The sequence below is a fragment of the Brevibacterium sp. MGP-B1 genome, from assembly GCF_057766545.1.
The window spans coordinates 2,102,666-2,117,445 of the sequence record NZ_CM173407.1 but is presented as its reverse complement, the minus strand read 5'-3'; the positions used below and the strand labels follow the sequence as shown (position 1 = coordinate 2,117,445).

Sequence of the window (14,780 nt, the reverse complement as noted above, 5' to 3'; positions counted from 1 at the left end):
CAGATGGCCTCGACGACGATCACCAGGGTTTCTCCGGGGTCGACCGGCCCCCGTCGCCGCCGGGACCCTGCTGTTGCTGCTGCCGTTCGGAGTCCTCGCGGCGCTTCTCAAGCTCGTCCCGCTTCTTCTCACGTTCGGACTTGCCTGAGGAATCGTCCGGCTTCTCCTCATCTTCCCCGGGGTCCTGACTCTCATCTCCGGAGGATTTCTCGTCCCCGGAGTCCTTCTCCTGCGAATCCTCGTCCTCGGACTCGCTGTCGTCGGTTCCCTCGTCCTTGGCCTTCTCGCCCTGCTTTTTGTCCTCGACGCGTTCCTTCGCCTGGCGGCTCTTCTGCTTCTCTTCGCTTTTCTTCGGCTGGCATTCCGCAGGCGCGTCTTCGAGAGTCTTCAGCGACCGGTCGTAGAGTTCCTGCGACTGGTCGGGGTCCTGGGAGGCGATCTGATCTGCCTGCTTCTCATAGACGTAGGACAGGTTGATCCGCACCGCACATTCGGCCGAGGTCGGAGCGATCTCCAGAGCGGCTTCGAGATCGGTCTGGGCAGCGTCGTAGTCGCCGACGGCCGCCTCGGCAGTGCCGCGGTTGAAGTAGCCGATATGACGTTGGAACGGGCTGACCCGAAGGAACGCCGTCGCCGCCTTCTTGGCACCGGGGAAGTCATCCGAGGTGTATCTGACCTGCGAGGCGGTTCCGAAGTATGTGGCCATGGCGATATAGCCGAACACCAGGGCGAATATCGTGCCGAGGATGAGGTTGATCTTCGTGATCCGACGCAGCCGTGACCACAGTTTCTGCAGGCGGTTCATCGCTGACCTCCCTCGTAGGGCACCGGCTGGTAGGGAACCGATCCGCTGGGACCGGGTGGGCCTCCGGGACCAAACGGACCTCCGGGACCGGGTGGGCCGCCTCGGCGAGGTCGTTGGGGGGTGATCGCCTTGAGGCGAAGGTATTCGCGGACTCCGAAGACGAGTTCCACGGCGATCCACGCGAAGACGAGGATGAGCGGGACCCAATAGTATTCGTCGACGGTGACCCGGCCGTCCTTCTTCACCAGGGCTTGATCGTACTTCGGGGCGGTGTAGACGCTGGAGATCGCGCCGTTTCCGTCCCGGTGGTGGTAATCGACGCCGAGGTCCGAGGCGATCTGGCGCAGGTTGCCCTCGTCGATCTTCGAGATCCCCGGATTGCCGTTGCGGTCCTGGATGTACTCGGGAGGTGCCTGATCGTCATCTGGGTCATCGGGGTCGCCGATGCCGGGCGCATTGCCGGGATCACCGACACCGGACCCGTAGCCGAAAGGCTGGCTGTCGCGCATCTTCCCGCCTTGATCGGTGCCGTATCCGAAGACGGCGCCGCTGTCGATGCGGGAGGCGAAGGGCGACCACGACTCCGGATTCTCCGATACGGTCTGCTCACCGTCGCCGAAGTAGAACACGACGTTCTTGTTCTCCGGACGGTCCTCATCGTTCGAGGTCATCCGCTTATCGAGCTCCTCACCGGCCTCGGTGATCGATGAGCCTCTGGAATTCACGGATGATTCGGGTTCGAGGACGTCGACGGCGGAGGCGAAGGCGGCGTGGTCGGTCGTCAGCGGCATCACGGTGGCTGCGGTCGAAGCGAAGGTGATGATGCTCAGCCGGGTGCCGGGGAAGGCGTCGGCGAGTTCGAGCATGTCCTTCTTGACCCCCTCGAGGCGGGTGTCGTCCCCGTCGAAATCCTCGGCGGCCATCGACGTCGTGACGTCGACGACGAAGTACACATCGGCTCGTGCCTCGTACTCCTCGGTCGAGGATTTGATGGGGATCCCGGGGCGTGCCAGTGCGATTGCGAGCACGGCGACGACACCCATGCGGGCGAACCACTTCCAGCGTGCTCCGTCGCCGCGGATGGCGGGGATGATGCACACGGTGAGCAGGGCGAGGACGATGAAGCCCCAGCCGAACCAGGTGAAGACGGGATCGAAGATCATGATTTCGTCCTCCACGCCAGTACGAACACTCCGGCGAGGCCGAAGACGGCGAGTGCGAGCGGAACCACCGGCATATCGTGGACGATCGTGTACGAACGGCCGGGGGTGTTCGCCGCTTCCTGGCTCTGGATCTCCTCGACGATGCGGTCGATCGTCGAGGCCGAACCCATGTCGAACTGTTCGCCGCCGGTACGGTCGGACACGGATCGCAGCTCTTTCGTCTGAGTGGTCGTCAGTACCGAGGGAGGGGAGAGGCTGTAGACGCGGACCTTCGCGTCGACGGCGATATCGGCGGCTTCGTTGAGCTCGAAGAGCGGCTCACCGGCGAGCATATTGTCCGTGGCGAAGATGATCGACCGGGACCGGTCCTCGTCCTGCCGGTCGAAGTTGTCGACGCAGCTGACGAGTCCGTCGCCGATGAGTGAGGAGCCGCCGATGTTCGGGGGCGACGTCGACCACGAGTAGTCGGTGCCCTCTGCGCCCCAGGTGCGGAACCCCTCCTCGGCCTCGGCGAGGTAGTTCTGGACCATGTCGTAGTCGTCTGTGAGCGGGAATGCGGAGACCGCGGTGGCATTGAACACGGTCAGACCGATGCGTTCGCCGTCGAAGCGGTCGACGAGCTCCTGATAGGACTCGAGCAGATCGGCATCGTAGCCGAGCATCGACCCGGACACATCGAGGCAGAGCATGACATCGCGCATCTTCCGCTCCGGGTTGACCGTCTCCACCCAGGCCGGACGTGCCACTCCCGCCAGCGCGGACAGCCCGGTGAGGACGATGACGCCTAAGAGGGCGACCGTGGTCACCAATCGTCTGCGCATGGCCCTGCGGAAACTCGGCAGGCTCGTCATCCGTCCGCTGTGGGCCACGGCCAATGAGGACTCCGTCGATTTCGGACGGCGGAACCAGAAGACGGCGGCTGCGGCGAGGGCCAGCAGGATGAGCGCCAGCCACCAGAACATCAGGACCATCGCGCCACCAACTTCCGGGCCTCGGCGATCTGCGGCTGCAGACCGGGCGGTTCGGCTTCGGCGAACTCCGCCTCATAGAGGCCGAGCAGGCACTGCGCGAGATCGTCGAGACCGGCGACTGCCGCATCGCGGTATGTGAGGTGTTCGGCTTTGACGCCCCACGCGTCATGGGCGAATTCGCGGACGATCGTCGCCAGCTGCTGTGCCGATTCGCGCACGTCTGCCGATTCTGCGGTCAGCCCCGTCTCCACGGCGCTGATGCGGGAGAGGTAGGTGCTGCGCACGGGAATCGGGATGCGCGGTCCGTCCGCTGCGGTGACTCCGGCGGCGGCGCGGAAGAGCGGGGCGAAGAGGTTTCCGCACACCAGCAGCAGCACGAAGCAGGCTGCCACGTACCACGCCGGTGAGACCTCCAGGGGCCCGATGAGTTCAGCGGGGCCCACGGCGGTGCCTCAGCAGAAGAGTGTGCAGTCGGCCGAGGGCCGACTTCGGATGGTCGATTTCGATGTGGGCGATGCCCAGCTTGGCGAGAAGGTCGATGCGCTGCTGACGTCGGGCCGCCTCGGCGAGGGCGAATTCCTGTCGGACCTCGGGTTTCGCCATCACCGAGGTCGGCAGTCCATGGTCGGGTCGGGCGACGTCGAACGGCGCCGAGGCGGACGGCAGTCCTGCGAGGTCCGCGTCGGTGATCGTGATCCACAGGACCTCATGTTGGGCGCGCAGCCGACGGATCGTCGCTTCGGCCTCCGGTCCCAGCGGAGCCTGATCGGAGATGACGACCAGCAGCATCCGATGGTTGATATGGCTGGTGATCCACTGCAGCTGGGTGTTGATCGACCCGGGGGAGTCGCTGCCGGTCTCGGCGAGGATCTGCTGCAGGAGGTGCTCGAGGTGGGCCTCGCTGCCTTTCCGCGGGGAGGCGGTGGTGTGTCCGGCATGTCCGTGGATGAGCATGACGTCGTCGGCGTGGCGGACGGCGAGGTAGCCGACCATCCCGGCCATGAGGATGGCCAGGTGGCGTTTGTCGGCTCCGGCGGAGGTGACGGCGTCGAAGTTCCGGGAGGTGTCGACGACGAGGCCGAGGATGTGCCGACGGTGAGCTACATAGCGTTTGACCAGGGGCTCTGTGTGCCTGGCGGTGGCTTTCCAGTCGATATCGCGGATCTCGTCACCGGGGATGTAGTCGCGCAGATCGTCGAAGTCGAGGCTGTGACCGTGGAAGACCGAGGAGTAGTCGCCGTCGAGGAGGCGCCGGGTCCGCCGATGGGCGTGGATGGTCATCCGCGCCTTGATTCGGTTGAGCAGGACAGTCATCGCGGCGGCCGATCAGGGAGTGGGCACTGCCATGAGGAGGGCATCGACGATCTGGGCGCTCGTGATGTTCTCGGCGGCGGCTTCGAAGTTGAGTTGGACGCGGTGGGCCAGCACTCGGTGGGCGAGGTCCTTGATGTCTTCGGGGATGACGTAGTTGCGGCCGCGGATCATCGCCAGTGCCCGGCCGGCGTTCGTGAACGCGATGGAGGCACGTGGGCTGGCTCCGTATTCGATGAACGGGGCGAATCGGCCGAGGTACTTCGTCGTATTGCGGGTGGCGTGGACGAGTTCGACGAGGTAGCGGGTGATGGCAGGGTCGATGTAGACGGTGCGGGCGTAGCTCTGCATGGTCACGACATCGTCGAGCGAGCAGGCCGGATCGGGCACCGAGTCCTTGTCGAAGACCCCGGAATCGAGTCGGGAGAGGATCTCGACCTCTTCGCTGGGGTTCGGGTGGGTGAGCAGGTCCTTGATCATGAACCGATCGAGCTGGGCTTCGGGCAGCTGGTAGGTGCCCTCCTGCTCGATCGGGTTCTGCGTGGCCATGACGAGGAAGGGACGGGGGAGTTCGAAGCGTTTGCCGCCGATCGTCGTCTGCTTCTCCTGCATGGCCTCGAGCATCGCGGACTGGGTCTTCGCCGACGACCGGTTGATCTCATCGAGGAGGACGATGTTCGCATGTACGGGACCGAGCACGGTGTTGAACGACCCCTCGTGTGCGTTGTAGATCTGCGAACCGATGATGTCGGCCGGCAGCAGATCCGGGGTGCATTGGATGCGAGAGAACTGGCCGTCCACGGCATTGGCCAGAGCCGCGGCCGCCGTGGTCTTCGCCAGTCCCGGCACGCTCTCCAGCAGCAGGTGACCGCTGGAGAGAAGTCCGATGAGCAGGGATTCGCGCAACCGCTGCTGACCGACGACGAAATGGTCGAGGTAGGACTCCAGAGCATTGAGGATCGTCTGTGCGTGCGCGATCTCCTGCGTGTTCGCCGGTGCCGTTGCCGTCATGGTCCCTCAGTCTCTCGGTGTCACTGGTCGCTCGGTGTCACGTGTCTTCCGGTGTCACTGTGGTCGTTCAGCCACGCCGTCTGATGCGTTTCTGTGGTCTCCAGCATATTGGCTGGCACTGACACGCAACAGCCGAGAACGTTGCAGTGTTGACACACAGAGCAGTGCCATGCCCGACTTGCGTCCGTCCGCCACCTGCCATTCACAGCGCGGCCATCTCGTGTCAGGACCGGGCTGTAGCGTCGATGGAACCGACGGACGAATGTGAGGAGGCGCTGTGATGATTGCCGCCGCGCCGACGTGATCGGTGCCGCACGAAGGAGTTCGGAATCACCGGTCGTGGACTCCGCGACATGCCCACAGGCAAAAATTTTTCCTGTGGAAAGCGGTGGAAAACGGAGATGGAGAACGGGTCGAAAATCGGTCCTGAAGCCGCCGATCCCAGCGTCCGCGCAGGTGATCGAACTACATGACTGTCGTTCACAGCCTGTGGACGATTGTGGACGGTGATGACACAGGGTGTGGAACCTGCAAATGACACTGGTGTAACACTGGATATAGGGGTAAGGTCTAACCCGAACACAACATCTAGTGGTCACCCCTGAGCCTGCGCCTCGTGATATTCATCATGATCGAGCAGTTGACGGGACACGGTCACAGCCATCAGAATGCCGAACTGCACAGCAGAATGAAGGAGTCGTCATGATCACCGTGTACACCAAGCCAGCTTGCGTCCAGTGCAACGCCACCTACCGTGCTCTCGACGCCAAGGGCCTGAAGTACAAGTCGGTGGATCTCAGCGTCGACGAGAACGCCCTCGATGTCGTCAAGGCCATGGGCTACATGCAGGCTCCGGTCGTCGTCACCGACAACGATCACTGGTCGGGCTTCCGTCCGGACAAGATCGCCACCCTGAGCGGCGAACAGTCTGCGTCCGTCGTGGCCTGACAATGCTGCTGGTCTACTTCTCCGCCAACTCCGAGTACACGCACCGCTTCGTCGCGAAGCTGCGTCACCCGGCAGTGCGGTTGCCGACGTTGACCAAGGAGCCGACGTTGCGAGTGGATGAGCCATTCGTTCTCGTCACCCCCACCTATGGGGCCGGTCGCAATCGTGGGGCTGTTCCCAAACAAGTCATCAAGTTCCTCAATGTCGAAGAGAACCGGCGCCATCTGGTCGGTGTCATCGGCGCCGGAAACACGAACTTCGGCATGGACTACTGCCGCGCGGCCTTCAAGGTCGCGGAAAAGTGTCAAGTACCCCTCATGTATCGAGTCGAACTCCTGGGCACTCAGGAAGATGTCGACGCTGTCAACCTAGGATTGGACAAACTGTGCGCGAGCTCGCTGAAGACCGCAATGTAGAGGACATCATCCGCGAAGAGACGGATCTGGATTACCACGCGCTCAACGCGATGCTGAACCTGTACGACGAAGACGGCAGGATCCAGTTCGAGCGGGACAAGCAGGCTGCCCGGCAGTACTTCCTGCAGCACGTGAACAACAACACCGTCTTCTTCCACAACCTCAAGGAGAAGCTCGACTACCTCGTCGAGAAGGACTACTACGAGCCCGAGGTCCTGGAGCAGTACTCGTTCGAGTTCATCGAGCAGCTCTCGACGCGCGCCTACGATCAGAAGTTCCGCTTCCAGACCTTCCTCGGCGCGTTCAAGTTCTACACCTCCTACACGCTGAAAACCTTCGACGGAAAGCGCTACCTCGAACGCTTCGAGGACCGCGTCGTCATGGTTGCCCTCTTCCTGGCACGCGGAGACGAGACTCTGGCCACCCAGCTCGTCGACGAGATCATCTCCGGTCGCTTCCAGCCGGCCACCCCGACGTTCCTCAACGCCGGCAAGAGGCAGCGCGGTGAGCTCGTCTCCTGCTTCCTGCTGCGCATCGAAGACAATATGGAGTCGATCGGCCGGTCCATCAACTCCGCTCTGCAGCTGTCCAAGCGCGGCGGCGGTGTGGCCTTCGCGCTGACGAACATCCGTGAGTCCGGTGCCCCGATCAAGAAGATCGAGAACCAGTCCTCGGGCGTCATCCCCGTCATGAAGCTGCTCGAGGACTCGTTCTCCTACGCCAACCAGCTCGGAGCCCGCCAGGGTGCCGGTGCTGTGTACCTGCACGCCCACCACCCCGACATCTACAAGTTCCTCGACACCAAGCGCGAGAACGCCGATGAGAAGATCAGGATCAAGACCCTGTCCCTGGGTGTCGTGATCCCGGACATCACCTTCGAACTGGCCAAGCGCAACGAGGACATGTACCTCTTCAGCCCCTATGACGTCGAGCGCGTCTACGGTGTGCCCTTCTCCGACATCAACGTCACCGAGAAGTACACCGAGCTCGTCGACAACGCGGCGATCAAGAAGAAGAAGATCAACGCCCGCGAGTTCTTCCAGACTCTGGCCGAGATCCAGTTCGAGTCCGGCTACCCGTACGTGATGTTCGAGGACACCGTCAACAAGGCGAACCCGATCGACGGCAAGATCATCATGTCCAACCTGTGCTCGGAGATCCTCCAGGTCTCCGAACCGAGCAAGTACGACGACGATCTCGGCTATGACGTCGTCGGCAAGGACATCTCCTGCAACCTCGGTTCGCTCAACATCGCTCTGACGATGGACTCGAGCAACTTCGGGCAGACCATCGAGACCGCGATCCGCGGACTCACCGCGGTCGCCGAGACCTCGAACATCCAGTCCGTGCCTTCGATCGCCCGCGGCAACGACATGTCGCATGCCATCGGCCTGGGGCAGATGAACCTCCACGGCTACCTCGCTCGTGAGCACATCTACTACGGTTCCGATGAGGGCCTGGACTTCACGAACATGTACTTCTACACCGTCGCCTACCACTGTGTGCGGGCGTCGATGGAAATCGCGAAGGAGCGCGGTGAGACCTTCGCCGGCTTCGAGCGGTCGAAGTACGCCACCGGCGAATACTTCGACAAGTACACCGATGAGGTCTGGCAGCCGCGGACCGCTCGCGTGACCGAGCTGTTCTCCGAAGCAGGCGTGCACATCCCGACCCAGGACGACTGGCGCGAGCTCAAGGCTCAAGTTGCCGAGCACGGCATTTACAACCAGAATCTCCAGGCCGTGCCGCCGACCGGTTCGATCTCGTACATCAACAACTCGACCTCGTCGATCCACCCGGTGGCCTCGAAGATCGAAATCCGCAAGGAGGGCAAGGTCGGCCGTGTGTACTACCCGGCTCCCTTCATGGACAATGACAATCTCGAGTACTACCAGGATGCCTACGAGATCGGCTACGAGAAGATCATCGACACGTATGCCGAGGCCACGAAGCACGTGGACCAGGGGCTGTCGCTGACACTGTTCTTCATGGACACCGCCACCACTCGTGACATCAACAAGGCGCAGATCTACGCGTGGCGCAAGGGCATCAAGACCATCTACTACATCCGGCTCCGGCAGCTCGCTCTGCAGGGCACTGAAGTCGATGGCTGCGTCTCCTGCATGCTCTGATGATGGAATGGGCGGACCGATGTGAATCGGTCCGCCGGCCTCGTGCGGGCCCCAAGCCGCCGGCTGGGCCCGAACACATGACTTTCGTCTGCCGCGCAGACAGCACGTACTTACGACGAACAGCACTTTGGGAAGAGAGAAAGCGTTGGAGAATCTGACTCTGGCATCGCATGTCGATGCCATCAACTGGAACCGCGTCGTCGATCCGATCGATGACGAGGTCTGGGATCGCCTGACCGGCAACTTCTGGCTGCCGGAGAAGGTCCCGCTGAGCAACGACATCCAGTCCTGGGCGACTCTCACCGACGATGAGAAGACGCTGACGATGCGCGTCTTCACCGGTCTGACCCTGCTCGACACGATCCAGGGCACCGTCGGTGCGATCTCGCTCATCCCGGATGCGGTCACCCCGCACGAAGAGGCGGTGCTGACGAACATCGCGTTCATGGAGAGCGTGCACGCGAAGTCGTACTCTTCGATCTTCTCGACCCTGTGCTCGACGAAGGAGATCGACGAGGCCTTCCGCTGGTCGCGTGAGAACAAGTACCTGCAGTCGAAGGCGGATATCATCCTCAGCTACTACCGGGGTGACGATCCGCTCAAGCGCAAGGTCGCCTCGACGCTGCTCGAGTCCTTCCTCTTCTACTCCGGCTTCTACTTGCCCATGTACTGGTCGGCACACGCCAAACTGACGAACACCGCTGACCTCATCCGTCTGATCATCCGCGATGAGGCTGTGCACGGCTACTACATCGGCTACAAGTACCAGAAGGGTCTGGAATCGCAGTCCGAAGAGCGCAAGCAGGAGCTCAAGGACTACACGATGAACCTCATGTTCGAGCTCTACGAGAACGAGGTCGCCTACACCCACGATCTCTACGATCCCGTGGGACTGTCCGAGGACTGCAAGATGTTCCTCCACTACAACGCCAACAAGGCGCTGATGAACCTCGGTTACGAAGCGATGTTCCCCAAGGAGGTCACGAAGGTCAACCCGGCCATCCTCGCGGCTCTCTCGCCCGGCAGCGACGAGAACCACGACTTCTTCTCAGGTTCGGGATCGTCCTACGTCATCGGCAAGGCCGAGAACACCGAAGACGACGACTGGGACTTCTGAGTCCTCAGCCCTGACCTGACTTTTCAGCATCGAGGCGGCCCATCCAGACGGAAAATGTTTGGATGGGCCGCCTCGCTGTTCGTGGACCGGGGCGGTTGTTCGATGAGCGTCAGGCGGAATGTTCGGAATGCGAGATTCTTTCCTCGTGGTTCGGGTACTATGACTCGGCTCAGATACGATCATCGGAATCAAGTCCGCCGAGGTCAGAGGTGATCGTCAGTGTCGAACGTACGTGGACGCCGAGTCGAATTCGATGATATCGACGAGAACGATCTTGTCATCAGCGAACCGAAGACCGCGGCAGCGGGACTCAAAGCTGTCGAGGTTGCCTTCGAACGCGGACTCAAACAGGGCGGCGCGAGCCGGACCGTACGGTCGATGTTCCGCGTCAATCAGCCTGACGGCGTCGACTGCCCAGGCTGTGCGTGGCCGGAATCGATCACCGGTGATCGGAAGAAGATCGAGTTCTGCGAAAACGGGGCGAAGGCGCTCGCTGAGGAGAACACGACCCGGGTGGCGACCCCCGGCTGGTGGGAGCAGCACCCCATCTCCGTGCTCGAGCAGAAGACGGAGTACTGGCTCGGCCAATCCGGCCGCATCACCCATCCGATGATCATCCGCGAAGGGGAGTCGCACTACTCACCAATCTCCTGGGCCGAGGCCTTCGAGACCATCGCCGAGCACCTCCGCGCCACCGAACCCGACCGGTCGGTCTTCTACACCTCCGGTCGCACTCCCAATGAGACAGCGTTCCTCTACCAGCTGTTTGCCCGCAGCCTGGGAACGAACAATCTTCCCGACTGTTCGAACATGTGCCACGAATCCTCCGGCACGGCACTGTCTCCGACGATCGGCATCGGCAAAGGAACCGTCTCACTTCAGGATCTCGAGAAAGCCGAACTGATCTTCGTCGTCGGGCAGAACCCGGGGACGAATCATCCGCGTATGCTCGGCACGCTCGCCGAGTGCCGGCGCAACGGCGGCAAGGTCGTCGCGGTCAATCCGCTGCCCGAGGCGGGGCTTCTCCGCTTCAAGGATCCGCAGACGCCAAAGGGCCTGCTGGCCGACGGGGAGCGGACCAGTGACGAAATCCTCCAGATCCGGGTCGGGGGAGACCAAGCGCTCTTCCAAGCGCTCGGACACCTGCTGTTGAAGAAGGAAGCAGAGACTCCGGGAACGGTCGTCGACCGGGACTTCATCGAATCCTCCACTGACGGTTTCGCCGCCTACTCGGAAGCCAGGCAGGAGCTCAACTGGGCGGAGACAGAGCTCGCCACCGGTCTCGAACGAGCCGAGATCGAACACGTCGCGGATCTGCTGGCGAAGTCGAGGGCAACGATCTTCTGCTGGGCATTGGGCATCACGCAGCAGCCTCATTCGGTCGACACGATCAAAGAGATCATCAACCTGCTCTTGCTCCAGGGCAATTTCGGTAAGCCCGGGGCAGGGGCCTGCCCGGTGCGGGGGCACTCGAATGTCCAGGGCGACCGCACCTTCGGGATCTGGGAGAAGCCGAAGGAGGACTTCCTACAGCGCCTGGATGCCGAATTCGGCATCAATGCGCCCCGGAGGCACGGCTATGACTCCACAGAGGCGATGCATGCCATGGCCCGCGGAGACGTCGACGTGTTCATGTCCTTGGGCGGGAACTTGGCCATGGCCAACTCCGACACCGCCGCAATGGAGGCCGGACTCAAACGCACAGGCCTCACCGTGCATATTTCCACGAAGCCCAACCGTTCCCATGTCGTCCACGGCAAGACGTCGATCATCCTCCCGACGCTCGGACGCACCGACAAGGATGACAAGCACCCCGGAGGAGCACAGTTCCTCTCGGTCGAGAACTCCATGTCGGTCGTCAGCCGCACCCAAGGTCGGCTCGAGCCGGTCTCCGACCACCTCCTTGCCGAACCGGTGCTGCTGGCCCGGATCGCCGAGGCGGTCTTCGGACCCGATCACGTTATCGACTGGAGGGCGATGGCCGAAGACTATGACGTCATCCGCGACCGCATCTCACGGGTCGTGGAAGGCACCGAGGACTTCAACCGCCGCGTGCGGGACAAATACGGCTTCGTTCTGCCCAATCCGCCCCGTGATACACGGACTTTCGCGACAGCCGAAGGACGGGCGCAGTTCAGCACGCGCGAACTCGAATATCTGCTGCCGCCGGAGGGACACCTGGTGCTGCAGACGATGCGCTCGCACGATCAATACAACACGACCTTCTACGGGCTCGACGATCGCTATCGGGGAATCTCGGGCGGGCGCAGGGTGATTCTCATCAATCCTGCCGATCTCGGCCCTGCCGGTGTCGACGACGGTCAGCTCGTCGATGTCGTCTCGGTCTTCAACGGGGAAGAGCGACGGGCGGAGAAATTCCGGATGGTCGCCTATCCGACGGCCCGCGGCTGTGTCGCTGCCTACTATCCGGAGGCGAACGCGTTGGTTCACCGGGACCTCGTGGCCAGAGAGTCGAACACTCCGGGATTCAAAGCCGTTATGGTGCGGTTCGAGCCACGCACCGATGACGAGGAACCTGCAGAGATCCACAGCCTCGTTGACGCGCATGGGTGAACGACAGACGCCCACCTGCTGCGTAAAACCCGGCAGCAAGTGGGCGTCTTCTCAATCAGTGAGGATCAGTCCGGCCCGGTCGGGCCATGCCGATCCCTGCAGATCAGGGCGACCGAGGTTCGGTCAGGCGGCGGCCATCGGCGTGATCTCACGCAGCGAGGTGCCGGTGAACAGCACAACTCGACCGGTCGCATCCTTGATCGTGATCTCACCAGGAGCCTGACGGCTGATCCGGGGATCGATCAATCCTGCGTGTGCGAGTCCGCGCTGGACCCACTGTGGGAACTCAGACATGGTTCCCTCCTTTCTTCAGTTGTGAATAGCAGGCAACGACGCGCGCTATTCTTCAGGTTCTCAATACGGCGATTGGGTGATCGCCATGGGGATCTGCGATTCGAAGAGACACAGTGTCCGGAACATTCATCTGCAAAGTCGAACCATGATCGGGGCCTACGACTTCAAAAGCTTGTCGTCAGGAGCAACGCAACGATCAGTTCGATGAATGCGGACAACTTCGAACGCAAGTTGTAAGCGTAACGCGTCTATGTCGACGTTGTCTAATTGAGGTCAGAACCCTAGGCTCAGGCCGACCTTACCTCCGGCCATCTCGCCGAGGCGGCACCGAACCTTACCGTTGATCCTCTCGCCGTGGTGGACCTGCAAATCGTTTTTGCCGGCCTCTGGCCGAGGAGGCTCTGAATGCCCCTATCGTCGGCCCTGCAACCGTGCCCGGAGTCGCAGCCACAGGATCACCGTGGCGATGAAGAGCACGACCCCACCCGCCAAGAGGACGAGCGCCAGGGGATTGTCCAGTGCTGCACCGACGGTCTGGGACGCCATGGATGACTCCGATTCATCGGACTTCTGGGACTCCGTCGTTCCGCTCGAATCCGATTCGGCGCCCCCGGCATCACTCGAGCTGCCAGTGGCGGTGGGGGCCGCCTCGGCGGTGGCCTGAACCCCGACGGGCACGGTCTGCAGCGATTTCGGGTCCTTCTGGGCGAAATCCCAGTCGAGCAGGTCCACGGCGACCTGGCGAGAGTTGTTGTCGATGCCGAGCATCGTCGCGACCACACGGTGCCCGTCGCGCTCGGCCACGGCCACGTACGAGCCCTTCGCCGCCCGAGTGAACCCGTTCTTCAGGCCCAGCCCGCCGTCGACCTGGCCGACGATCTTCGTATGGTTCTGGATCTCGTAGCCCTTGAACTTCTCTTTCGTCTGCGGGTTCTTTCCGCCCGGGAATTTGAACGTCTCCGTGCCGATGACCTTCATGAGGTATTCGTCTTCGCACACCGCCCACGCGAGCTTCATGAGGTCCTCAGCGGTCGTGTACTGGCCCTTTGCATCGAGTCCCGAGGTGTTCTTCGCCTGCGTATTCGACATGCCCAGCTCGGCGGCCTTCTCGTTCATCAGCTTCACTGCCTTGTCTTGCCCACCGGCTGCACGACCCAGAGCATTCGCCGCATCGTTGGCGCTCGACATCAGCATCGCGTGGAAGAGCAGATCGATGGAGTACTTGTTCGTCTGCATGAGACCGACCTTCGTCCCATCGACTTCCATGTCCTCGAACTCGGCGGTCACTTTCTTCTTCTTGTCGTCGAACTCGTCCACGAGCGCCAGAGCCGTGAGCAGCTTGATCGTCGACGCCGGAGCGTGCCGCTTCTCCACATTCTTCGCCACGTGCAGTTCTCCGGAGTCGAGGTCGCCCACCAACCAGGACGTGCCCGTCGGCTTCGGGGGCTTCGCGCCGTCACCGAGGTCCTCTGGACTGACATATGCCGGTGCTGTCGACTCCGCCGGCTGCGGCACCGCGTGTGCGGGGGCGGGGGAGTGGACGAGCTGCGCGGCGAGCATCAGCAGTGCGGCGGCGAAGCCGAGGATGCTCAGGGGCAGGCTGTGTAGTGAGGAAGCAGTCGAGCGGGTGAAACGCATGCGCACCAGTCTACTTTCGCCGCGAGCAGCTCGTCTTCAGGATTCCCTCACCGGGACGAACAATCACCGAGGCGTCCCTACTGAGTCGTCCCCACCGTGGTGACACCTCGCTCCGATGCATCTCCACCGGTGCGGCACCCACCGGCGCGGCACTCACCGAGGCGTCCCCACTGGTAGAGGTGCCCTCCCTGCGGCTCGAGTGAGCTTTTGGTACAGATTCTTTCGGACTGCTCAGGTGCCTCACTGTGCATTTGAGAGAACTGTGTACCGAAATCCGGCTGGAGCGCTGTCGAAGCGGCGGGGCCACTTCCGTAAAAGCACGGTTGAAGTCGAGTGGCACATGTTCAAATCAGTGCTCTCCGACTTCAACCGTGTATGTGAGGGAGTTGTCCCCGCCTCC

The 14,780-nt window shown here is 62.3% G+C and carries 13 protein-coding genes; 5 read left to right on the top strand and 8 right to left on the bottom strand.

Features of this window, described 5'->3' with window-relative positions; translation table 11 throughout:
* Window positions 1-19: 19 nt before the first annotated feature.
* Genes AC3CD9_RS09670 through AC3CD9_RS09645 form a run of 6 tightly spaced genes read right to left on the bottom strand, consistent with a single transcriptional unit; the run spans window position 20 to window position 5,261 of the window.
* Window positions 20-805: a hypothetical protein gene (locus AC3CD9_RS09670; protein ID WP_488367414.1), complete on the bottom strand. Its 786-nt coding sequence runs from the start codon at window positions 803-805 to the stop codon at window positions 20-22.
* Entirely contained in the window at window positions 802-1,968 is a 1,167-nt protein-coding gene (locus tag AC3CD9_RS09665; RefSeq protein ID WP_488367412.1) for a vWA domain-containing protein, read from the bottom strand. The genes AC3CD9_RS09670 and AC3CD9_RS09665 overlap by 4 nt, the downstream gene beginning before the upstream one ends.
* On the bottom strand, window positions 1,965-2,939 hold the full coding sequence (locus AC3CD9_RS09660; protein ID WP_139470366.1) for a vWA domain-containing protein: 975 nt from the start codon (window positions 2,937-2,939) through the stop codon (window positions 1,965-1,967). The genes AC3CD9_RS09665 and AC3CD9_RS09660 overlap by 4 nt, the downstream gene beginning before the upstream one ends.
* Window positions 2,930-3,382, bottom strand: a complete 453-nt coding sequence (locus AC3CD9_RS09655; RefSeq protein WP_488367411.1) for a hypothetical protein — start codon at window positions 3,380-3,382, stop codon at window positions 2,930-2,932. Before AC3CD9_RS09655 ends, AC3CD9_RS09660 begins: the two co-directional genes overlap by 10 nt.
* Window positions 3,369-4,253 (bottom strand): DUF58 domain-containing protein, encoded by an 885-nt coding sequence (locus AC3CD9_RS09650; RefSeq protein WP_488367410.1) that lies wholly within the window; start codon window positions 4,251-4,253, stop codon window positions 3,369-3,371. Before AC3CD9_RS09650 ends, AC3CD9_RS09655 begins: the two co-directional genes overlap by 14 nt.
* Before the next feature lie 12 nt (window positions 4,254-4,265).
* Complete coding sequence (locus AC3CD9_RS09645; RefSeq protein WP_488367409.1) at window positions 4,266-5,261, bottom strand: AAA family ATPase; 996 nt, start codon at window positions 5,259-5,261, stop codon at window positions 4,266-4,268.
* A 702-nt stretch (window positions 5,262-5,963) separates the two neighbouring features.
* Here AC3CD9_RS09645 and nrdH point away from each other — a divergent pair.
* The 5 genes from nrdH (at window position 5,964) to AC3CD9_RS09620 (ending at window position 12,448) form a co-directional block, all read left to right on the top strand.
* Window positions 5,964-6,209, top strand: a complete 246-nt coding sequence (gene nrdH, locus AC3CD9_RS09640) for a glutaredoxin-like protein NrdH (RefSeq protein ID WP_139470362.1) — start codon at window positions 5,964-5,966, stop codon at window positions 6,207-6,209.
* Window positions 6,210-6,211: 2 nt separating this feature from the next.
* Complete coding sequence (gene nrdI, locus AC3CD9_RS09635) at window positions 6,212-6,625, top strand: class Ib ribonucleoside-diphosphate reductase assembly flavoprotein NrdI (RefSeq protein WP_488367408.1); 414 nt, start codon at window positions 6,212-6,214, stop codon at window positions 6,623-6,625.
* Between the two features lie 5 nt (window positions 6,626-6,630).
* Window positions 6,631-8,757: a class 1b ribonucleoside-diphosphate reductase subunit alpha gene (gene nrdE, locus AC3CD9_RS09630; RefSeq protein WP_488367540.1), complete on the top strand. Its 2,127-nt coding sequence runs from the start codon at window positions 6,631-6,633 to the stop codon at window positions 8,755-8,757.
* A gap of 145 nt (window positions 8,758-8,902) precedes the next feature.
* Window positions 8,903-9,874 carry a class 1b ribonucleoside-diphosphate reductase subunit beta gene (gene nrdF, locus AC3CD9_RS09625; protein WP_139908554.1) on the top strand — a complete coding sequence of 324 codons (972 nt, stop codon included), beginning with the start codon at window positions 8,903-8,905 and terminating at the stop codon, window positions 9,872-9,874.
* A 219-nt stretch (window positions 9,875-10,093) separates the two neighbouring features.
* Window positions 10,094-12,448 (top strand): FdhF/YdeP family oxidoreductase, encoded by a 2,355-nt coding sequence (locus AC3CD9_RS09620; protein ID WP_488367407.1) that lies wholly within the window; start codon window positions 10,094-10,096, stop codon window positions 12,446-12,448.
* Window positions 12,449-12,571: 123 nt separating this feature from the next.
* On the opposite strand, the gene AC3CD9_RS09615 is transcribed toward AC3CD9_RS09620, so the two are convergent.
* Together AC3CD9_RS09615 and AC3CD9_RS09610 are read right to left on the bottom strand one after the other, a co-directional pair.
* Entirely contained in the window at window positions 12,572-12,742 is a 171-nt protein-coding gene (locus AC3CD9_RS09615) for a hypothetical protein (protein WP_172171077.1), read from the bottom strand.
* Between the two features lie 411 nt (window positions 12,743-13,153).
* Window positions 13,154-14,380 carry a D-alanyl-D-alanine carboxypeptidase family protein gene (locus AC3CD9_RS09610; RefSeq protein ID WP_488367406.1) on the bottom strand — a complete coding sequence of 409 codons (1,227 nt, stop codon included), beginning with the start codon at window positions 14,378-14,380 and terminating at the stop codon, window positions 13,154-13,156.
* Window positions 14,381-14,780: the final 400 nt, after the last annotated feature.